At 73.3% G+C, this 20978-nt stretch carries 17 protein-coding genes; 7 read left to right on the top strand and 10 right to left on the bottom strand.

The window, feature by feature from the left end; all coding sequences use genetic code 11:
* Nucleotides 1–54: 54 nt before the first annotated feature.
* Together ACIGO8_RS01455 and pta are read right to left on the bottom strand one after the other, a co-directional pair.
* Nucleotides 55–1284, bottom strand: coding sequence for an acetate kinase (locus ACIGO8_RS01455; RefSeq protein ID WP_399722623.1), 1230 nt, complete (start codon nucleotides 1282–1284; stop codon nucleotides 55–57).
* A complete protein-coding gene (pta, locus tag ACIGO8_RS01450; RefSeq protein WP_399722621.1) occupies nucleotides 1281–3413 on the bottom strand; it encodes a phosphate acetyltransferase in 2133 nt (710 codons plus the stop codon). The genes ACIGO8_RS01455 and pta overlap by 4 nt, the downstream gene beginning before the upstream one ends.
* Before the next feature lie 259 nt (nucleotides 3414–3672).
* On the opposite strand from pta, the gene ACIGO8_RS01445 reads away from it, so the two are divergent.
* Nucleotides 3673–4698, top strand: coding sequence for an ATP-dependent 6-phosphofructokinase (locus ACIGO8_RS01445; protein ID WP_399722620.1), 1026 nt, complete (start codon nucleotides 3673–3675; stop codon nucleotides 4696–4698).
* A 166-nt stretch (nucleotides 4699–4864) separates the two neighbouring features.
* Complete coding sequence (locus ACIGO8_RS01440) at nucleotides 4865–5851, top strand: helix-turn-helix domain-containing protein (protein ID WP_399722618.1); 987 nt, start codon at nucleotides 4865–4867, stop codon at nucleotides 5849–5851.
* On the opposite strand, the gene ACIGO8_RS01435 is transcribed toward ACIGO8_RS01440, so the two are convergent.
* The 4 genes from ACIGO8_RS01435 to ACIGO8_RS01420 form a co-directional block, all read right to left on the bottom strand.
* Nucleotides 5848–6597, bottom strand: a complete 750-nt coding sequence (locus ACIGO8_RS01435) for a tyrosine-protein phosphatase (RefSeq protein WP_399722617.1) — start codon at nucleotides 6595–6597, stop codon at nucleotides 5848–5850. The two genes, ACIGO8_RS01440 and ACIGO8_RS01435, sit on opposite strands and share 4 nt — an antisense overlap.
* A gap of 46 nt (nucleotides 6598–6643) precedes the next feature.
* Entirely contained in the window at nucleotides 6644–7252 is a 609-nt protein-coding gene (locus tag ACIGO8_RS01430) for a helix-turn-helix domain-containing protein (protein ID WP_399724242.1), read from the bottom strand.
* Nucleotides 7253–7398: 146 nt separating this feature from the next.
* Nucleotides 7399–8124, bottom strand: coding sequence for a response regulator (locus ACIGO8_RS01425; RefSeq protein WP_399722615.1), 726 nt, complete (start codon nucleotides 8122–8124; stop codon nucleotides 7399–7401).
* Nucleotides 8121–9875, bottom strand: a complete 1755-nt coding sequence (locus ACIGO8_RS01420) for an ATP-binding protein (RefSeq protein ID WP_399722613.1) — start codon at nucleotides 9873–9875, stop codon at nucleotides 8121–8123. The genes ACIGO8_RS01425 and ACIGO8_RS01420 overlap by 4 nt, the downstream gene beginning before the upstream one ends.
* A 240-nt stretch (nucleotides 9876–10115) precedes the next feature.
* Here ACIGO8_RS01420 and ACIGO8_RS01415 point away from each other — a divergent pair, with 240 nt between their 5' ends.
* Nucleotides 10116–11468 carry a cation:dicarboxylate symporter family transporter gene (locus tag ACIGO8_RS01415; protein WP_399722612.1) on the top strand — a complete coding sequence of 451 codons (1353 nt, stop codon included), beginning with the start codon at nucleotides 10116–10118 and terminating at the stop codon, nucleotides 11466–11468.
* 214 nt (nucleotides 11469–11682) lie between these two features.
* Here ACIGO8_RS01415 and ACIGO8_RS01410 read toward each other — a convergent pair whose 3' ends face one another.
* Nucleotides 11683–12561, bottom strand: a complete 879-nt coding sequence (locus ACIGO8_RS01410; protein ID WP_399722610.1) for an aldo/keto reductase — start codon at nucleotides 12559–12561, stop codon at nucleotides 11683–11685.
* Nucleotides 12561–13466: an NAD-dependent epimerase/dehydratase family protein gene (locus ACIGO8_RS01405; RefSeq protein WP_399722608.1), complete on the bottom strand. Its 906-nt coding sequence runs from the start codon at nucleotides 13464–13466 to the stop codon at nucleotides 12561–12563. The genes ACIGO8_RS01410 and ACIGO8_RS01405 overlap by 1 nt, the downstream gene beginning before the upstream one ends.
* 45 nt (nucleotides 13467–13511) lie before the next feature.
* Here ACIGO8_RS01405 and ACIGO8_RS01400 point away from each other — a divergent pair, with 45 nt between their 5' ends.
* Genes ACIGO8_RS01400 through trxA form a run of 3 tightly spaced genes read left to right on the top strand, consistent with a single transcriptional unit; the run spans nucleotide 13512 to nucleotide 14810 of the window.
* Complete coding sequence (locus tag ACIGO8_RS01400) at nucleotides 13512–14030, top strand: Lrp/AsnC family transcriptional regulator (protein ID WP_399722606.1); 519 nt, start codon at nucleotides 13512–13514, stop codon at nucleotides 14028–14030.
* A 49-nt stretch (nucleotides 14031–14079) separates the two neighbouring features.
* Nucleotides 14080–14481 (top strand): MerR family transcriptional regulator, encoded by a 402-nt coding sequence (locus ACIGO8_RS01395; protein ID WP_399722604.1) that lies wholly within the window; start codon nucleotides 14080–14082, stop codon nucleotides 14479–14481.
* The gene (gene trxA, locus ACIGO8_RS01390; RefSeq protein WP_399722602.1) at nucleotides 14478–14810 is read left to right on the top strand and encodes a thioredoxin; all 333 of its coding nucleotides are present in this window, start codon (nucleotides 14478–14480) and stop codon (nucleotides 14808–14810) included. The genes ACIGO8_RS01395 and trxA overlap by 4 nt, the downstream gene beginning before the upstream one ends.
* Nucleotides 14811–14835: 25 nt before the next feature.
* On the opposite strand, the gene thrS is transcribed toward trxA, so the two are convergent.
* On the bottom strand, nucleotides 14836–16071 hold the full coding sequence (thrS, locus tag ACIGO8_RS01385; protein ID WP_399722601.1) for a threonine--tRNA ligase: 1236 nt from the start codon (nucleotides 16069–16071) through the stop codon (nucleotides 14836–14838).
* Between the two features lie 337 nt (nucleotides 16072–16408).
* Between thrS and ACIGO8_RS01380 the strand changes: the two genes are divergently transcribed.
* Entirely contained in the window at nucleotides 16409–18655 is a 2247-nt protein-coding gene (locus ACIGO8_RS01380) for a HelD family protein (protein WP_399722599.1), read from the top strand.
* Here ACIGO8_RS01380 and glgB read toward each other — a convergent pair.
* On the bottom strand, nucleotides 18642–20927 hold the full coding sequence (glgB, locus tag ACIGO8_RS01375) for a 1,4-alpha-glucan branching enzyme (protein ID WP_399722597.1): 2286 nt from the start codon (nucleotides 20925–20927) through the stop codon (nucleotides 18642–18644). The two genes, ACIGO8_RS01380 and glgB, sit on opposite strands and share 14 nt — an antisense overlap.
* Between the last annotated feature and the right edge of the window lie 51 nt (nucleotides 20928–20978).

The raw sequence follows: 20978 nt of genomic DNA, 5'->3' as shown, positions 1-20978 counted from the left end.
GCGGAATATTCCGTCTGGTGGAATGTACAAATGGGCGCGGTGCCGCTCAGGCGTTCACTTCGGGTGGTCGAGATCGCGCACGAGCGCGTAGCTCTGTCGGGCGATCTCCAGCTCCTCGTCCGTCGGCACCACGGCGACCGCCACCCGCGCGTAGTCCGGCGAGATGATCCGGGCCTCGTCGGACCGCACCGCGTTCAGGTCGGCGTCCACCGCCAGGCCCAGCTCCTCCAGGCCCGCGACGGCAGCTTCCCGCACGGGCGCCGCGTTCTCGCCGACCCCCGCCGTGAACACCACCGCGTCCACCCGGCCGAGCACCGCGTAGTACGCCCCGATGTACTTCTTCAGGCGGTGCACGTAGATGTCGAAGGCCAGCGCCGCCCGCTCGTCACCCTCGTCGATCCGGCGCCGGATCTCCCGCATGTCGTTGTCGCCGCACAGCCCGACCAGACCGGACTTCTTGTTCAGCAGGGTGTCGATCTCGTCCGCCGACATCCCCGCCACCCGCTTGAGGTGGAAGGTCACCGCCGGGTCGACGTCGCCCGAGCGGGTGCCCATGACCAGGCCCTCCAGCGGCGTCAGACCCATCGAGGTGTCCACGCACCGCCCGCCGGCCACCGCCGAGGCGGAGGCCCCGTTGCCCAGGTGCAGCACGATCACGTTCACCTCCTCGGGCGCCTTGCCGAGCAGCCGCGCCGCCTCCCGCGAGACGTACGCGTGCGAGGTGCCGTGGAAGCCGTAGCGGCGGATCCGGTGCGCGTCCGCCGTCTCCACGTCGATCGCGTAGCGCGCCGCCGACTCCGGCATCGTGGTGTGGAAGGCGGTGTCGAAGACGGCCACCTGCGGCAGGTCGGGGCGCAGCGCCGTCGCCGTACGGATGCCGGTGAGGTTCGCCGGGTTGTGCAGCGGGGCCACCGGGACGAGCCGCTCGATCTCGGCGAGCACCTCGTCGTCGATCACGGTCGGCGCGGTGAAGCGCAGCCCGCCGTGCACCACGCGGTGGCCGATCGCGGCCAGCTCGCGGGAGTCCAGGCCGAGGCCGTCCGCCGCCAGCTCCTCGGCGACCGCCTTCAGGGCCGCCGCGTGGTCGGCGATCGGCCCGCTCTTCTCGCGCCGGACGCCACCGCCGCCCTGCAGCGGCGTGTGCACCAGCCGCGAGGTCTGCTCGCCGATCCGCTCGACCAGGCCGACCGCGAGCCGGCTGCTGTCCCTCATGTCGAGCAGCTGGTACTTCACCGACGAGGAGCCGGAGTTGAGGACGAGGACGCGGGTGGGAGTGCCGGTCATGCGGGAAGCTCCTGGGCGGGTGCGGCGGGTGCGGCGGGTGCGGCGGGTGCGGCCGGGGCGGCGGGAACCTGGGACTGGATCGCGGTGATGGCGACCGTGTTGACGATGTCGCTGACGAGCGCGCCGCGCGAGAGGTCGTTCACGGGCTTGCGCAGACCCTGCAGCACCGGGCCGACGGCGACCGCGCCGGCCGAGCGCTGCACGGCCTTGTAGGTGTTGTTGCCGGTGTTGAGGTCCGGGAAGATCAGCACGCTCGCCTGGCCCGCCACCTCCGAGCCGGGCAGCTTGGTCGCCGCCACGGAGGGCTCGACGGCCGCGTCGTACTGGATCGGGCCCTCGATCCGCAGCTCCGGCCGGCTCTCGCGGACCAGCTTGGTCGCCTCGCGCACCTTGTCGACGTCCGCGCCGGAGCCGGAGGTGCCGGTGGAGTAGGAGAGCATCGCGATCCGCGGCTCGACACCGAAGCGGGCGGCGGTGGCCGCCGACTGCACGGCGATGTCCGCGAGCTGCTCGGCGTCCGGGTCCGGGTTGACCGCGCAGTCGCCGTACACGAGCACCTTGTCGGCCAGGCACATGAAGAACACCGAGGAGACGATCGAGGCGTCCGGCTTGGTCTTGATGATCTCGAAGGCGGGGCGGATCGTCGCGGCCGTGGAGTGCACCGAGCCCGACACCATGCCGTCGGCCAGGCCCTCCTCGACCATCAGGGTGCCGAAGTAGTTCACGTCCGACACCACGTCGTACGCGAGCTCCACGGTGACGCCCTTGTGGGCGCGCAGCCGCGCGTACTTCTCGGCGAACGCGTCCCGCAGCTCCGAGGTCTGCGGGTCGATCAGCTGCGTCCCGCCCAGGTTCACGCTCAGGTCGGCGGCCTTCTTGCGGATCGCCTCCACGTCGCCGAGCAGGGTCAGGTCGCAGACGTCACGGCGGACCAGCACGTCGGCGGCGCGCAGCACCCGCTCCTCGGTGCCCTCGGGCAGCACCACCCGGCGGCGGTCGGCCCGGGCCTGCTCCAGGAGCTCGTGCTCGAACATCATCGGCGTGACCCGGCCGCTGCGGGCCACCGAGAGGCGCCCGAGCAGTTCGGCGGTGTCGACATGGCGCTCGAAGAGGCCGAGCGCGGTCTCCGCCTTGCGCGGTGTCGCCGCGTTCAACTCGCCTTCGAGGGCGAAGAGTTCGGCGGCCGTCGGGAAGCTGGTGCCGGGGACGGAGATGACCGGCGTGCCCGGCGCGAGCCGGGCGGCCAGGGTGAGGATCTCCTCGCTGGGCCGCTCGTTCAGGGTGAGCAGCACGCCGGCGATGGGCGGGGTGCCGGCCGAGTGCGCGGCGAGCGCGCCGACCACCAGGTCGGCCCGGTCGCCGGGCGTCACCACCAGACAGCCGGGCGTCAGCGCGTTGAGGAAGTTCGGCAGCATCGCGCCGCCGAAGACGAAGTCGAGCGCGTCGCGGGCGAGACCGGAGTCGTCGCCGAGGACGACGGAGGCGCCGAGCGCGTGGGTGATCTGGGCGACGGTCGGCGCGGCGAGGGCCGGGTCGTCGGGCAGGACGTAACAGGGCACGGGCAGCCGGGCGGCGAGCCGCTCGGCGAGCGCGGCCCGGTCGTCCACCGCGACCCGGTTGACCACCATCGCGAGCACGTCACAGCCGAGGCCGTCGTAGGCGCGGAAGGCGTTGCGGGCCTCGGCGCGCACCGACTCGGGCGTCTGGTCCTTGCCGCCGACCACCGGGATCACCGAGGCGCCGAACTCGTTCGCGAGCCGGGCGTTGAGCGCCAGCTCGTCGGGCAGCTGGGTGGCGGCGAAGTCGGTGCCGAGGACGAGCACGACCTCGTAGTCCCGGGCGACGGCGTGGAAGCGGTCCACGAGCCGGGAGACCAGCTCGTCGGTGCCGCGCTCGGCCTGGAGCGACGAGGCCTCGTGATAGTCCATGCCGTAGACGGTGGAGGCGTCCTGCGAGAGGCGGTAGCGGCTGCGCAGCAGGTCGAACAGCCGGTCGGGCCCGTCGTGCACCAGCGGCCGGAACACTCCCACCCGGTCCACCTGGCGGGTGAGGAGCTCCATGACTCCCAGCTCGACGACCTGGCGGCCGTCTCCGCGGTCGATCCCGGTCACGTACACGCTGCGCGTCACGCCGTCGTCTCCTGTGTCCTTCGAAGGTCAATCGAGTGTGTTCAAAAACCACCGATAGGGTGGCATTGCCCTCTTGACAATACCCCCGGGGCTGGATACGACGCCCGCTGGACGAAGGGCCCGGAACGCCGGGACCAAAGGCCCCGCGAGGCCCGGCGGGGCCCGGCCCGCGGCACGTCCGCGAGCGCGACGGCACCCGCGGACGTGTGAGAATCGACAAGGCTCACACGTACCACTACCGAGCAGGAGACAGAGCACGATGCGCATCGGAGTTCTCACCGCAGGCGGCGACTGTCCGGGCCTGAACGCAGTGATCCGGTCGGTCGTGCACCGGGCCGTGACGCACTACGGCGACGAGGTCATCGGCTTCGAGGACGGTTACGCGGGCCTGCTCGACGGACGCTACCGCTCCCTCGACCTAAACGCGGTCAGCGGCATCCTCGCCCGCGGCGGCACCATCCTCGGCTCCTCCCGCCTCGAGCGCGCCCGCTTCCGCGCCGCCTGCGACAACGCCAAGGAACTGATCGAGAAGAGCGGCTTCGACGCGCTGATCCCCATCGGCGGCGAGGGCACGCTCACCGCCGCGCGGATGCTCTCCGAGGCCGGCGTCCCCGTCGTCGGCGTCCCCAAGACCATCGACAACGACATCTCCTCCACCGACCGCACCTTCGGCTTCGACACCGCCGTCACCGTGGCCACCGAGGCGATGGACCGGCTCAAGACCACCGCCGAGTCCCACCAGCGCGTGATGGTCGTCGAGGTCATGGGCCGGCACGCCGGCTGGATCGCCCTGGAGTCCGGCATGGCCGGCGGAGCCCACGGCATCTGCCTGCCGGAACGGCCCTTCGACCCGGCCGACTTGGTCAAGCTGGTCGAGGAACGCTTCGCCCGCGGCAAGAAGTTCGCCGTCATCTGCGTCGCCGAGGGCGCGCACCCGGCCGACGGCACCATGGACTACGGCAAGGGCGAGATCGACCAGTTCGGCCACGAGCGCTTCCAGGGCATCGGCACCGCCCTCGCCTACGAGCTGGAGCGGCGCCTCGGCAAGGAGGCCCGCCCCGTCATCCTCGGTCACGTCCAGCGCGGCGGCACCCCGACGGCGTACGACCGGGTGCTCGCCACCCGCTTCGGCTGGCACGCGGTGGAGGCCGTGCACCAGGGCCACTTCGGCCGGATGACCGCCCTGCGCGGCACCGACGTCCAGATGGTCCCGCTGGCCGAGGCCGTCACCCAGCTCAAGACCGTCCCCGAGGACCGGATGCGCGAGGCCGAGTCGGTCTTCTGACCCGGCCACGCCGACGGCATCCCGTACGCGGCCCCGATCGTCCCCCCGTGGAGGATCGGGGCCGAATCCATGCTTGAGCCCGGAGCCGCGGTCAACAAGGCTTGGGCGTGTCCCGGACATGTCCCACACCCGGTCCGGGCCAGGCCGGAGCGAGGGGATGGCGCGCATGGCGACGGGGGAGAGGGCTCCCGACCCGGGAGAGGCCCGCGATCCGGCCGGATTCATCGCCCGGCTCCAGGAGCTGAAGGACCGGTCCGGCCTGACCTACCGCGAGCTGACCGCGCGCGCCGAGGCGGTGGGCGACGTGCTGCCCCGCTCCACCGTGGCCAACATGCTGGCCCGCACCACCGTCCCGCGCGAGGAACTGCTGGCCGCCTTCCTGCGCGCGTGCGGAGTGGGGCCGGCGCAGGCGCGGGAGTGGCAGACCGTACGCAAGGAACTCGCGGTCCGGGGCGTGTACAAGCCGGACGGACCGGACCGGGGCGAGGCGGACGGGGCGGACGGGGCGGACGACGAGAGCGAGGACGACGGCGGCGACGGGCAAGGGTCCGACGGTGGGCCGCGGGCCCGGCTGCGGCGGATCGCCGTCGCGGCGGTCGCGGTGGCCGCCCTCGTCATCGCGACCGTGAGCGTCATCGCCTTCGTCCGCGACGACCACCCCGCCCACCGCCGCCCGCCCGTGCTCACCGCGCCCGCCGACGGCCCGGTCCGGATCCGGGTCATCGCCTCCGGCCTCTGCCTGAACGAGCGGCGCGGCGGCCGCAGCGGCCAGATCCACCAGCGGGCCTGCGCCGGCGCCGACGTGCCCCGCTACGAGCTGGAACGACTCGGCGGCGCCGAGTGGCGGATCGTCTCGCACCATCCGGACTACGGCCCCGGCTGCTCCGGCATCCCGTCCGGCGGCCGGATCCCCGACGCCGCGTTCGAGGACTCCGAGTGCGGCGACCCGACCCGCGTCGAGCGCTTCACCCTGGAGCCGTACGGCAGCCCGGTCACCGGCTACCGCATCGTCCCGGCCGGCTCCGCGACCGCCGGCAGCTGCGTCACCGTCGTCGGCGACACGCGCGCCGAATGGGCCCGCCTGGCCCAGGCACCCTGCGCGGCCGACGCCCGGGGCCAGCTCTTCAGCTTCGACCGCGCGGGCCCCGCCTAGGCGGGCTCGACGAGCCGGGCCCGCAGCGCCGTGACGACCGCCGGGTCCAGGCCCACGTGCCCGGTGGCGTACGCGTGCACGGAGCCGTACCGCGCCCGGAGGTCCGCGAGGACGAGCCGCATGATCTCGGCGGGTGCCCGGCCGTAGCCGGGCCAGCGCAGCTCGCGGCCCGGGTGGGCCGCCTTCCAGTCGGCGACCAGCCGCTCGGTGGCCAGCTCGGTCAGCGCGAAGTCGGCGAGGATCTCCTCGTCCGGGACGCCGAGCAGGGCGAGGACGAGGGCGGCGAGCAGACCCGTACGGTCCTTGCCGGAGGCGCAGTGGAAGACCAGCGGGCCCTCGGCCGCCGCGATGATCTCCAGGGCCTCGCGCAGTTCGGCGGCGCCGTCGAGGGCGACCTCGGCGAAGCGGTCGGCGAGGTAGCGCCAGGGGTCGAGGTCCGGATCGATCTCGGCCTGGTCGTACGGCCGGTGCTCGATGCTCAGGTTGTGCCAGGTCTGCGGTTCGGTCGCGGGCAGCCGGCCCTTGGCCTCGATCTCCCACGGATAGCGCAGGTCGATCACGGTGGCGATGCCCAGCTCCCGGAAGCGCTCCAGATCGGCGCGCGCGTCGGGGCCGGGGCCGGCGAGTTTGGCGAGGGAGTCGGAACGGTAGAGGGTCGCCCACCGCACGCTCCCGCCGTCGGCGGTTCGATAGCCGCCCAGGTCACGGAAGTTGTGGAGCCGCTGGAAAGGTATGTGTCGGGTCACGCGCCCAATGTAGAGAGGCCGGTGCGCGGTCTCGGGCGCGGGCCGGCTACGGCGCGACGATCGCCCAGAAGTGGTCGGTGATCTCGTCGAGGTACGTGCGTCCCGCGTCGCCCGTCGAGCCCGAGGCGCCCCAGCTGCTGGTGGCGGCCATCCGCGAGTGGTACTCGGCGTGCAGGCGCTGCAGCGCGTCCTCCACGGTCGGCTTCGGCAGCGGCAGGATCTTGATCACGGGCTTCACGTACGCCTGCCAGCGCGTGGTCGCCGCGTCGCGCAGCAGCTCCGTCAGCCGCTCGTCGCCGCCGGTCGCGGTGAGCAGGGCGCGCGGGCCGAGGCCGAGCGCCTGGGCGAGGGCGGTGGTCTGGCGCTCGTTCCCGCGCCAGCGGCCGGACTCCTCCATCCGCAGATACGCGGTGGGATCCAGGCCGACCCGGCGGGCCAGGTCCTCGGGGGCCAGGCCGCGGGCGATCCGGTGCTCGCGCAGGGTGGTGGCCGAGGCGAGGAGTTCGGCCGGGGAGCACCAGAGCACGCCGGCGAGGGCGGTCAGCTCGTGCGAGGCGGGAGTGAGACGGCCGCGCTCCCAGGCGACGACGGTCTCGGGGGCTATGTGGAGGCCGTACTGGGCCCGCAGGCCGTAGGCGACGTGGTCCGGGCCCATACCGAGACCCTCGCGCAGACGGCGCGCGGCGAGGGCGTTGAAGGGAGGAGAGGGTTGGTGCACGGCGCCCACGCTAGATGCGGAGGGTGATCGTTAGCTACGGTGCGTTCAGCCCAACCCAAAGGTCGTAGGAACGTGGGAACCGGTCAGTAACTCCGGGTGGCGCCGCCGTCACCAGGCACGTTGCCGCCGGCGAGCCAGCGGTACTGGAGTTCGGGGCGGCCGATCTGACCGTACTGCGGCGCCCGGGCCGCCCGGCCCGCGGTGACCAGGTGCTCAAGATAGCGGCGGGCCGTGATCCGCGAGATGCCGACGGCCGTGCCCGCCTCCGCCGCGGTGAGGCCCTCGGGCGCGGCCCGCAGCGCACGGGTCACCGCCTCCAGCGTGGGGCCGCTCAGACCCTTCGGCAGCGCGGCCGGCTGCGGGGCGCGCAGCGCCGCCAGCGCCCGGTCCACCTCGTCCTGGCCCGACGCCTCGCCGGCCGCCGCCCGGAACTCCGCGTAGCGGGCGAGCCGGTCGCGCAGGGTCGCGAAGGTGAACGGTTTCAGCACGTACTGCACGACGCCGAGCGACACGCCCTCCCGCACGATCGCCAGGTCACGCGCCGAGGTCACCGCGATCACGTCCGCCGCGTGCCCGGCGGCGCGCAGCGCCCGCAGCAGCTGCAGCCCGTGCCCGTCCGGCAGATACAGATCGAGCAGGATCAGATCCACCGGCACCCGGTCGAGCAGCCGCACCGCCGCGGCCCGCGAGTGCGCCACGCCGACCACCTGGAAGCCGTCCACCCGCCCCGCGTACAGCGCGTGCGCGTCGGCGGCGACGGGATCGTCCTCGACCACCAGCACCCGGATGCCCTCGCCTCGCCGGCTCACGCGCCCACCTCCACGCGGTCGGACCGGACGGCGGCCGTGTGCCCGGCGCCGGATCCGGCCGCCACGGGGCCGCCGAGCGGCAGGCGTACGGTGAACTCCGCGCCGCCCAGGGGCGATTCGGCCAGCGTCAGGGTGCCGGAGGCGCGGGTGACGGCCTGCTGGACCAGGGCGAGGCCGAGGCCGCGGCCCGGGCCGCGGGTGGACCAGCCGCGGTCCAGGACCGCGGCGCGGTCCTCGGGCCGGACGCCCGGCCCGCTGTCCCCGACCTGGAGCAGCAGCTCGCCGCCCTCGGCGAGCGCGGTCACCGTGACCCGCGCGCACCTGACGTCACCCGGGAGGCCGGCGGACTCGCCCAGGGCGGGCCCGTCCGGCCCGGGCCCGTCCGCGAGCCCCGGGGTCCGCAGGTCCGCCGGGCTCGCCGCCTCCACCGCGTTGTCGACGAGGTTGCCGAGGATGGTGACCAGGTCGCGGGAGGGCAGCGAGACCGGCAGGACGCCGTCGTCGATGCGGCTGGTGTCCGTCAGGGTCAGTTCGACGCCGCGCTCGTTGGCCTGGGCCGCCTTGCCGAGGAGGAGGGCGGCGAGGACCGGTTCGGCGACCGCGGTCACCACGCGGTCGGTCAGGGCCTGGGCCAGTTCCAGTTCGGCCGTGGCGAAGCCGACCGCCTCCTCGACGCGGCCCAGCTCGATCAGCGAGACCACGGTGTGCAGCCGGTTCGCCGCCTCGTGCGCCTGGGAGCGCAGGGCCTCCGTGAAGCCGCGCTCCGAGTCCAGCTCGCCCGACAGCGCCTGGAGTTCGGTGCGGTCCCGCAGCGTGACCACGGTGCCGCGGCGCTCGCCGCCCACCACCGGCCGGGTGTTGACGACGAGGACCCGCTCGTCCGTCAGGTGCAGCTCGTCCACCCGCGGCCCCGAGGACAGCAGCGCACCGGTCAGCGGCGCCGGAAGCCCCAGCTCCGCCGCCGACCGGCCCACCACGTCGCCGGCCAGGCCCAGCAGTTCCCGCGCCCCGTCGTTGATCAGCGCGATCCGCCGCTGCCCGTCCAGCATCACCAGGCCCTCGTGCACGGCGTGCAGCGCGGCCTCGTGGTAGTCGTGCAGCCGGCTCAGCTCGGTCGCGTTCATGCCCTTGGTGTGCCGGCGGAGCCGCGCGTTGATCACGTACGTGCCCGCGCCGCCGAGCGCCAGTGCCCCGCCCGCCGTCCCGAGCAGCGCCGCGACCTGCTCGCGCACCTGCTCGCTGATCCTGTCGATGGTGATCCCGGCGCTCACCAGGGCGATCACCCGCCCGTGGTCGCGGTCGTCGAAGACCGGCGCGACCGTGCGCACCGAGGGGCCGAGCACGCCCATGTGGATCTCGGAGAACGTCTCGCCGCGCACCGCCCGGTCGATGTGCCCGAGGTACGTACGGCCTATCTGCGCCGGTTCCGGGTGCGTCCAGCGCGTCCCGTCCGGCGCCATGATCACCACGAACGTGACGCCCGCGTGCTGCCGCAGCGCCTCCGCGTACGGCTGGAGCGCCGGCGTCGGGTCCACGGAGCCCGCCGCACGCGCCGCCGCCACCACGGCGGGCGACTCGGCGACGGCCGTCGCGGTCGCCGTCGACTGCCGGCGCGCGGTCTCCTCCGCCTGGGCGCGGTCCGTCACGTACGCGAAGACCGCGCACCCCGCGACGACGGCGGCCACGAGCACGACCTGCATCGCGAAGAGCTGACCTGCGAGGCTGCGGGGCCGGGGAAGGGGGAGACGCATGCGAGCCAGTGTGCCTGGCCCCGCGGGCGGGCCCGCAGCCGCGTGCCCGAATCGTTCCTCGACCGAGACGAACACCCCGGAAGACCCCGGCACACCTCGGCACACCTCTTCACGCCCGGCACGCCCCGGCAGGCCTCGGCCGTGAACGAAACGTACGCAAGCGTGACCCGGGTCACAGGCTGATGGATAGTCGCGGGGATCCACCGGGACGTGGACACCCCCGAGTACGAGGAGGACCCCGTGGCCGCACGACGGGACCGCACCCACTATCTGTATCTGGCCGTGATCGGCGCCGTCCTGCTCGGCATCGCCGTCGGCTTCGTGGCGCCCGGCTTCGCCGTGGAGCTCAAGCCGCTCGGCACCGGCTTCGTGAACCTCATCAAGATGATGATCTCGCCCGTCATCTTCTGCACGATCGTCCTCGGGGTCGGCTCGGTGCGCAAGGCCGCCAAGGTCGGCGCCGTCGGCGGGCTCGCCCTCGGCTACTTCCTGGTCATGTCGACCGTCGCGCTCGCCATCGGCCTGGTCGTCGGCAACATCCTTGAGCCCGGCTCCGGTCTGCACCTGACCAAGGACCTCGCGGAGGCCGGCGCGAAGCAGGCCGAGGGCGCGAGCGAGGGCACGGCCGACTTCCTGCTCGGGATCATCCCCAAGACCCTGGTCTCCGCCTTCACCGAGGGCGAGGTGCTCCAGACCCTCCTCGTCGCCCTGCTCACGGGCTTCGCGCTGCAGGCGATGGGCGCGGCGGGCGAGCCGGTGCTGCGCGGCATCGGGCACATCCAGCGGCTGGTGTTCCGCGTGCTGGCGATGATCATGTGGGCGGCGCCGGTCGGCGCGTTCGGCGCGATGGCCGCGGTGGTCGGCGCGACGGGCGCCGCCGCGCTGAAGTCGCTCGCCGTCATCATGATCGGCTTCTACGTGACCTGCGCGCTGTTCGTCTTCCTGGTGCTCGGCACGCTGCTGCGGGTGGTGGCCGGCGTCAACATCCTGGCGCTGCTGAAGTACCTGGGCCGCGAGTTCTTGCTGATCCTGTCGACCTCGTCGTCCGAGTCGGCGCTGCCGCGGCTGATCGCGAAGATGGAGCACCTGGGCGTCAGCAAGCCGGTGGTCGGCATCACCGTCCCGACCGGCTACTCCTTCAACCTCGACGGCACCGCGATCTATCTGACGATGGCCTCGCTCTTCGTCGCCGAGGCGATGGGCAACCCGCTCTCCCTCGGCGAGCAGATCTCCCTCCTCGTCTTCATGATCATCGCCTCGAAGGGCGCGGCGGGCGTCACGGGCGCGGGCCTCGCCACGCTCGCCGGCGGCCTGCAGTCGCACCGCCCGGAACTCGTCGACGGCGTCGGCCTGATCGTCGGCATCGACCGCTTCATGAGCGAGGCCCGCGCCCTCACCAACTTCGCGGGCAACGCCGTCGCCACCGTCCTCGTCGGCACCTGGACCAAGGAGATCGACAAGTCCCGGGTGACCGAGGTGCTCGCCGGCCGCGTCCCCTTCGACGAGACGACCCTCCTCGACGACGCCCACGGCCCGCAGCCGCCCGCCCAGCGCTCGGACGAGGGCGAGGAGAAGGCCCGCGCCGGCGTCTGATGCCCCCGGGTCCCGGGCCTTGAGCCGGATCCGGGCCCCGGTGCGCGAAACGCCCCCGGTCGCGATGGCGCGACCGGGGGCGTCTCGACACCCGCCCGGCCCACGCCTGACCCACGCCCCGCCCGGCCCACGCCCCGCCCGGCCCACGCCCCGCCCGGCCCACGCCCCGGCCGGTCACCGGGCCCGCCCGGCCACCGGCCGGGGCATGGCCGCGTCACCCGCCCAGCTCCGTCAGCTCCTCCTCCGTCAGCGTCAGGTCCGCCGCGGCCGCGGAGTCGCGGACGGTCTCCGGGCGGCTCGCGCCCGGGATCGGGAGGACGGTGCCCGGGCGGCCCAGGAGCCAGGCGAGGGCGAGCCGCTGCGGACTGACGCCACGGGCCCGGGACAGGCGGTGGAAGGCCGCGAAGCGCGGGTCCGCGTCCTGCGACGAGGGTCCGTCGAGGGAGCTGCGCGAGATCCCGCCGAGCGGGCTCCACGGCAGGAAGGCGAGACCGAGCTCGGCGCACAGCCGCAGTTCGGGCTCGGCGTCGCGGACGGCCGGCGAGTAGCGGTTCTGCACGGAGACCAGACGGTCGCCCAGGATCTCCCGGGCCAGCAGGATCTGCTCGCGGTCCACGTTAGAGACGCCGGCGAGCCGCACCGTACCGGCGTCCAGCAGGTCGCGGAGCGCGCCGAGGGATTCGGCGTACGGGACGGCCGGGTCCGGCTTGTGCAGCTGGTAGAGGCCGATCGCGCCGCCGCCGAGCCGCCGCGCCGATGCCTCGGCCGCGCGCCGCAGGTGTTCGGGCCGGCCGTCGACCGTCCAGCCGCCGTCGGCGCTTCGCCCGCGGCCGCCCTTGGTGGCGACGAGCACCGCGTCCCGGTCGCCGCCGTACGCGGCGAGCGCGCGGGCCACGAGCCGCTCGTTCGCGCCCGGCTCCCCGCCCGGCGGATGGTAGGAGTCGGCCGTGTCCAGCAGCGTCACTCCGGCGTCCAGGGCGGCGTGGACGGTGGCGACCGCGCGCGCCGCGTCCGGGTGTCCCTCGATCGACAGCGGCATCGCGCCGAGCCCGATCGCGCTCACCGTCACACCGCCCAGCGTGCGGTACCGCATCAGGCCTCCACCTCCGCCCCGACCGTCTCGGAAAGCGCCTGCCGCAGCCATTCCGAGGAATCACGGAAACGGAAACCGAGGGCCTCGGCCCGGGAATTGTCCATCGCGTATCCACGGGCGAACGAGAACGGGCTGACCTCGCCCACCTCCACCTCCTGGAAAACAGTCCGGCCGCCCACCAGTTCCTCGATCTCCGCGCAGATCCGGGCCGTCGTCAGCGCGCCGTGGGAATGCGCGTTCACCGGCCCGGTGAATTCCGCCTCGGCCGCCCACGCGAGGAACGCGGCGATCTCCTCCACGTACACGTACGTCGCCGGCCGGTTCACCGCCGGCACCGCGATCGGCTCGCCCGCCCGGATCCGCCGCGCGTAGTGGCCGACCCGCCCGGTGAAGTCGTCCGCGCCGCCCAGCACGTGCGCCACCCGAACCGACGTCCACGCGAACGGCGCGCCCGCGGCCGCGAACACCGCCTCCGCCTGCCGCTTTCCCTCTCCGTAGTGCGCCTCCAGGAACTCCGGGTCCTCCCACGGCAGTCCGAGGTCCACCGCCACCGCGCCCAGGTCGAGGACGTCCTCGGTGACGGGCACCGCGGAGTCCTCGTACGCGTACACCTCCACCGTCGAGGTCATCACATAGCGCCGGGTCCGCCCCGCGAACACCCGCCGGGCGATGTCCGCCTGGCGCGGTGTGTAGCAGACCTGGTCGACGACGACGTCGAAACTCCGCCCGGAAAGGGCCTTTTCGAGCGCGGCCTCGTCATTCCGGTCCGCGGTCAGGGAAAGGGTTCCTTCCGGCGCGGGCGAGGAACCGCGATTGAGCACCGTGACCTGATGGCCCGCGCCGAGCAGCGCGCTGGTGAGCCGCTTTCCGAAATAACGGTTGCCGCCGATGATCAGAATGTCCATGGGCACCAGTGTTACGGTGTGCGCTCGTCATCTGAAGGGGGAAACATGGGAGTCCGGGCCGTATCGCCGAAGGAACCACGGCCGCCGCGCCCCGCCGCCGTCGAAACCTCGGCGGGCGCCTTCGACCCCATCGACCGGCAGATCCTGGACCTGCTGCAGAGCGACGGCCGCATCAAGCTCAGCGAGCTCGGCCGCCGGGTCCGGCTCAGCCCCGCCGCCGTCACCGAACGGGTCCGCCGCCTGGAGGCCTGCGGCGCGATCACCGGTTACGGCGCCCAGGTCGCGCCCGCCCGTCTCGGCTACGGCATCCAGGCCTTCATCCGCGTCAACCCGCACGGCGGCTACACCCTCACCCATCCCCGCACCCTGGAGCTCACCGCCCGCCCGGAGATCCGTGAGGTCCACCACGTGGTCGGCGAGGACTGCTGGATCCTCAAGGTCGCCGTGACCGACACCGGGCACCTGGAGGAGATCCTGGCGCAGACCTCCGCCCTCGGCCGGACCACGACCTCGGTCGTCCTGTCCTCTCCCGTCGAGCAGAGGCCACTGCTCCCGCCGTCCTGAGCCGCCGCCGCTTGCCTTGACGTGGGCGTCAAGGCGTACGTTCGTCGGCATGAGAATCGGCGAGCTGGCCGAGCGGGCGGGCACGACCACGCGGACTCTGCGCTACTACGAGTCCCGCGGTCTGCTGACCTCACGGCGTACGGAGAACGGCTACCGCACCTACGACGAGGACGACCTGCGTCTCCTCCAGCAGATCCGGACCCTGCAGGACTTCGGGTTCGAACTGGAGGAGACCCGGCCGTTCGTGGAGTGCCTGCGGGCCGGCCACCCGGCGGGCGACGCGTGTCCGGCGTCGATCGCCGTCTACCGGCGCAAGCTCGCCGAGCTCGACGGACTCATCGAACAGCTGCAGAACGTGCGCGCCCAGGTCGGCGCGCAGCTGCTGCGGGCCGAGGCGGAGCTGCCGGGCGGCCCGGAACCGACGTGCGAACTGGGAGGGCGAGGAAGATGATCCGAGCGCGGGGTGTGGCCGAGGTGACCGACTTCGATTTCGACGCGGAGGTGCTGGAGGCGGAGCTTCCGGTGCTCGTGGAGTTCACCGCGGACTGGTGCGGGCCGTGCCGCCAGCTGGCGCCGGTCCTGAGCGCCGTCGCCGAGGAGGAGGCCGGCCGGCTGAAGGTCGTCCAGATCGACGCGGACACCAATCCGCAGACCATGAGCCGGTACGGCATCCTGTCCATGCCGACCCTGATGGTCTTCCGGGCCGGCGAGCCCGTGAAGTCCCTGGTCGGCGCCCGTCCCAAGCGCCGCCTCCTGGAGGAGCTCGCGGACGTCCGCTGATCCGGCCTGGTCCGGAGGAGACGGCCTAGTCCCACAGCTCGGTGGTGTGCGCCGCCACCGCCCGCGCCACGCGGTCGACGAGTTCGGCGGCGGGCAGCGGGCCGAGGCGGCGGCCGTCGCGGAGCCGTACGGAGACCCGGCCGTCGGCGGCCTCCTCGGCGCCGACGACCGCCTGGTACGGGACGAGGCGGGACGCGCGGATCCGGGCGCCCAGACTGCCGTGGTCCGGGGCGAGGACCTCGGCGCGCAGGCCGTGCGCGGCGGCCCGGCCGGCGAGTTCGGCGGCGGCGCCGCACTGGTCGCCGGAGACGGGAAGCACGGCGAGCTGGAGCGGCGCGAGCCAGGCGGGGAAGGCGCCGGCGTGGTGCTCGACGAGGTGGGCGACGGCGCGCTCCACGCTGCCGACGACCGAGCGGTGGATCATCACGGGCCGGTGCCGGGCGCCGTCGGCGCCGGTGTAGCGCAGGTCGAACCGTTCGGGCTGGTGGAAGTCGATCTGGACGGTGGAGAGGGTCGACTCGCGGCCGGCCGGGTCGGCGACCTGCACGTCGATCTTCGGCCCGTAGAACGCGGCCTCGCCCTCCGCCTCCTCGTAGTCGAGCCCGGAGGCGTCCAGGACCTCGCGGAGCAGGGCGATCGAGCGCTCCCACTTCTCGGGCGCGGCCACGTACTTGCCGCCGGGCCCGGGCAGCGAGAGCCGGTGGCGGACCGGCCGGACGCCCATCGCGGCGTGCGCCTCGCGGATCAGGCCGAGCGCGGCGGCGGCCTCGTCGGCGACCTGGTCGAGGGTGCAGAAGATGTGGGCGTCGTTGAGCTGGATGGCCCGCACCCGGGTGAGGCCGCCGAGCACGCCGGACAGCTCGGAGCGGTACATGCCGCCCAACTCGGCCATCCTCAGCGGGAGTTCACGGTAGCTGTGCGGGCGGGAACGGAAGATCACGGCATGGTGCGGGCAGAGGCTGGGCCGCATCACGAACTGCTCCCCGCCGACCTCCATGGGCGGGAACATGTCCTCGGCGTAGTGCGACCAGTGCCCGGAGATCTCGTACAACTCCCGCTTCCCGAGCACCGGTGAGTACACGTGCCGGTATCCGGCCCGGCGCTCGGCCTCGCGTACGTACTCCTCCAGCGCATGCCGTACGACGGCGCCGTCGGGCAGCCAGTAGGGCAGTCCGGCCCCGATCAGTGGGTCGGTGTCGAACAGGTCGAGTGCGCGGCCCAGCCTGCGGTGGTCGACGGTCTTCTCGGCGTTCACGGTCACTCCTCGTCGCGATGGGTGGAGGAGCGAGTGCCCGGGCGGCACGACGAAGCCCCGGGGCACTCGCCCCGGGGCTTTCGGCACAGACAGCTGTCAGCGCGCCGGGACACTCTCCGGCGTCGTCGTGATCACAGCGGCACGCTTCATGGGCGCCACGCTAGCCCGGCAGCGGTCGGCCGCGCACGGGATTTTCCGCGGACACAAAAAAGCCCCGGACTAGAATGGACAGCCGGGGTCGTGCGTCGCGTATATTGGGAGGTTCCGTGTCTGGCCGCATTTCTGGGCATAGCAGAGACGCGGACCACTTCACTAAACGCACCGTATCGCGCCGGGAGTCGAATTGTCAACCGAGGAATTTCGGAAAGAGCAGCAGTTCATCACCGAGCTCTACGCACGACTCGACGACCTGAGGGACCAGGCCGAGGCCGGCGTCGCCCGGGCCCTCGCCACGCCCGGCGAGGGCAGCGCCCAGGCACGCCTGGAGCGGGACGTGCTCGTCGCCGAGCAGTCCGGACTGCTCGCGGCGCTCAACGCGGGTGAGACCGGGCTGTGTTTCGGGCGGCTCGTCTTCCAGGACGGCCGCGACCACCACATCGGCCGCCTCGGCATCCGCCGCGACGACGCCCACCGCACCCCGCTCGTCGTCGACTGGCGCGCCGACGTCGCCCGGCCCTTCTACCTCGCCACCGGCTACGCGCCCATGGGCCTCACCCGCCGCCGCCACATCACCACCCACGGCCGCGAGGTCGTCTCGCTCCACGACGAGGTCCTCGACCTCGCCGACACCACCCGCACCGGTCACGAGAACCGCGACGCCGACGAGGTCCTGCTCGCCGCGCTCGACGCCGCCCGCACCGGCCGCATGCACGACATCGTGCAGACCATCCAGGCCGAGCAGGACGCCATCATCCGCTCCCCGCACGGCGGCGTCCTCGTCGTCGAGGGCGGCCCGGGCACCGGCAAGACCGCCGTCGCCCTGCACCGCGCCGCGTATCTGCTCTACGCCCACCGCGAGCAGCTCGCCAAGCGCGCCGTGCTCATCGTCGGACCCAACCCGGCCTTCCTCGGCTACATCGGCAACGTGCTGCCCTCCCTCGGCGAGACCGGCGTCCTGCTCGCCACGCCCGGCGAGCTGTTCCCCGGTGTCCGGGCCACCGCCACCGACAGCCCGCGCGCCGCCGCCGTCAAGGGATCGGCGCGGATGGCCGACGCCCTGGCCGAGGCCGTGCGCGACCGCCAGCGGGTCCCCGAACGCGGCGCGCCGCTGATCGTCCCGCACGAGGACGGCGACCTCGTCATCGACTGGGACATGGCCCTGGAGGCACGGCACAAGGCGCGCGAGACCTTCCTGCCGCACAACCTCGCCCGGCCCTACTTCGTCTTCCACATCCTCGACGCGCTCGCCGAACAGCTCGCGGACCGCATCGGCGCCGACCCCTACGGCGGCCCCAACTTCCTCGGCCCCGACGACCGCGCCCTGCTGGCCAAGGGCGTCGCCGCCAACCCCGAGGTGCACACCGCCCTCGACACCCTGTGGCCCGCGCTCACCCCGCAGGAGTTCCTCGCCGACTACCTCGCCGAGCCCACCCACCTGGACGACGAGGCGGACCTGGCGGCGATCCGGCGCACCGACGGCGGGCCGTGGACGCCCGCCGACGTGCCGCTGCTCGACGAGGCCGCCGAACTGCTCGGCGAGGACGACTCCGCCGCCCGCGTCGCCGAGGAGGCCGAGCGGCAGAAGCGGATCCAGTACGCGCAGGGCGTCCTCGACGTGTCCTTCGCCTCCCGCACCTACGAGTTCGAGGACAAGGAGGAGCTCGACAAGGACGCCTCCGAGGTGCTGTCCGCGCACGACATCATCGACGCCGAGCGCTTCGCCGACCGTCACGAGGAGGCCGACCACCGCAGCGCCGCCGAACGCGCCGCGGCCGACCGCACCTGGGCCTTCGGGCACATCATCGTCGACGAGGCGCAGGAGCTGTCCGCGATGCTGTGGCGGCTCCTCATGCGCCGCAGCCCGACCCGCTCGATGACCCTGGTCGGCGACCCGGCGCAGACCGGCGACCCGGCCGGTGTCGGCTCCTGGCGGGAGATCCTCGCCCCGTTCGTGGAGGACCGCTGGGAACTCGTACGGCTCGGCGTCAACTACCGCACGCCGGCCGAGATCATGGCCGTCGCCGCCGATGTGCGCCGCTCGGCGGACCCGGACTTCGAGCCGCCGCGCTCGGTGCGCTCCACGGGCGTCCGGCCCTGGGACAGGGAGGCCGAGGACCCGGTGAAGGAGACCGCCGACGCGGTGGCCGCCGAACTCAGGGAGCGGGAGGACGGCCGGCTCGCCGTCATCGCGCCCGAGGCCCTGCACGCCGAGCTGCGCGCCGCCCTGCCCGACGCCTCCTACGGGGCCGAGCCCGACCTGACCCGCCGTGTGGTGCTGCTCGATCCCCGGCAGGCCAAGGGCCTGGAGTTCGACACGGTCCTCGTCGTCGACCCGGACGGCATCCGGGCCGGCGCCCCGCACGGCGTCAACGACCTGTACGTGGCGCTGACCCGGGCCACCCAGCGGCTCGGGATCGTCAGGCGGGCCTGAGCCACACCGTCGCCAGCGGCGGCAGCGTCATCCGCACGCTCGCCGGCCGCCCGTGCCACGGCACCGACTCGGTCTTCACCGGGTCGGTGCCCACCACGCCGCCGCCGCCGTAGCGGGCCGCGTCGGTGTTGAGCACCTCGGCCCAGGCCGCGAAGGTGTCCGGCACCCCGAGCCGGTAGTCGTGCCGCACCACCGGCGAGAAGTTGCACACGGCCAGCAGCGGGGCGCCGGCGGCGTCGAAGCGGAGGAAGGCGAAGACGTTGTCGTCGGCGGCGTCGCCCGCGATCCACTGGAAGCCCTCGGGCGAGGTGTCCCGCTCCCACAGCGACGGCGTCGCCGTGTACACCGTGTTCAGGTCCCGCACCAGGTCCCGTACGCCCCGGTGGTCGTCGGCCGCGCCGTAGGACGGGTCGAGCAGCCACCAGTCCGGGCCGTGCTCCACCGACCACTCCGAGCCCTGGGCGAACTCCTGCCCCATGAAGAGGAGTTGCTTGCCCGGGTGGGCCCACATGAAGCCCAGGTAGGCGCGGTGGTTGGCGCGCCGCTGCCACCAGTCGCCCGGCATCTTCGACACCAGCGCCTGCTTGCCGTGCACGACCTCGTCGTGGGAGATCGGCAGGATGTAGTTCTCGCTGTACGCGTACACCATCGAGAAGGTCATCTCGTGGTGGTGGTACTTGCGGTGCACCGGGTCCTTCGACACGTAGCCGAGGGAGTCGTGCATCCAGCCCATGTTCCACTTCATGCCGAAGCCGAGCCCGCCGAAGCCGCCCGGGCCCACCTGGTCGGTCGGCCGGGTCACCCCGTCCCAGGCGGTCGACTCCTCGGCGAAGGTGATCACGCCGGGGCAGCGCTTGTACACGGTGGCGTTCATCTCCTGGAGGAAGGCCACCGCGTCCAGGTTCTCCCGCCCGCCGAACTCGTTCGGCAGCCACTCGCCGTGCTCGCGCGAGTAGTCGAGGTAGAGCATCGAGGCGACCGCGTCCACCCGCAGGCCGTCGAGGTGGAACTGCTCGCACCAGTACACGGCGTTGGCGACCAGGAAGTTGCGCACCTCCTTGCGGCCGTAGTCGAACTCCAGCGTGCCCCAGTCCGGGTGCGCGGAGCGGCGCGGGTCCTCGTGCTCGTACAGCGGCCGCCCGTCGAACTCCGCGAGCGCCCAGTCGTCGCGCGGGAAGTGCGCCGGCACCCAGTCCATCAGGACCCCGATCCCGGCCCGGTGCAGCGCGTCCACCAGATGGCGGAAGTCGTCCGGCGTGCCGAGGCGGGCGGTCGGGGCGTAGAAGCCGGTGACCTGGTAGCCCCACGAGCCGTGGAACGGATGCTCGGAGACCGCCATGAACTCCACGTGCGTGAAGCCGAGGTCGGCGACGTACGCGGGAAGCTGCTCGGCGAGCTCGCGGTAGGTGAGGCCCGGCCGCCAGGACGGCAGGTGCACCTCGTAGACGGACAGTGGCGACTCGTGGTGCGGGCGGGCACCGCGCCGGGCCATCCACTCCTCGTCCCGCCACACGTGGTGGTCGGCGGTGACGACGGAGGCGGTGTTCGGCGGGCACTCGGTGCGGCGGGCCATCGGGTCGGCGCGCAGCGTGTGCGAGCCGTCGGGCCGGGCGATGTCGAACTTGTAGACCGCGCCCTCGCCGACGCCCGGCACGAACAGCTCCCACACGCCGGTCGAGCCGAGCGAGCGCATCGGCAGCGCGGAGCCGTCCCAGTACGTCCAGTCGCCGGTGACCCGCACTCCGCGGGCGTTCGGCGCCCAGACCGTGAAGCGGGTGCCGGCCACGCCCTGATGGGTCATGACGCGGGCGCCGAGCGCCGTCCACAGCTCCTCGTGCCGGCCCTCGCCGATCAGGTGCAGGTCGAGCTCGCCGAGGGCGGGCAGGAAGCGGTACGGGTCGTGGACGGCCAGCTCGTCGCCGTCGTAGCGGATCCGCAGCTCGTACTCCGGGACCTTGCGCAGCAGCGGCAGCACGCCGGAGAAGAGGCCGTCGCCCTCGTCGGCCAGGACGTACCGCCTGCCCTTGGCCAGGACCGCCACCTCCGTGGCCCACGGGCGCAGGACGCGCACGGCGACACCGCCCTTGACCGGGTGGGCGCCGAGCAGGCCGTGCGGGTCGTGGTGCTCGCCGGCGAGCAGCCGGCCCCGGTCACCGGGGTCCAGCGGCGGCGCCTTCCGTACCGCGGTGTCGGCCGGATCCGGCTGGGCCTCCGCCCGGGGAGCGGGCGTCTTCGGCTTGCGGGCGGTCCTGCCTGCGGATCGGGGGGTCACCGGAATGCCTCCTGTTGAGGGGGAGAGGGGTGGTCGGGGTGCGGCGGTATC

It is taken from the genome of Streptomyces sp. NPDC053493 (genome assembly GCF_044544825.1).
Lineage (GTDB): Bacteria > Actinomycetota > Actinomycetes > Streptomycetales > Streptomycetaceae > Streptomyces.
Note: the sequence above shows the minus strand (reverse complement) of the source record. Positions and strands in the feature narration are given on the sequence as shown.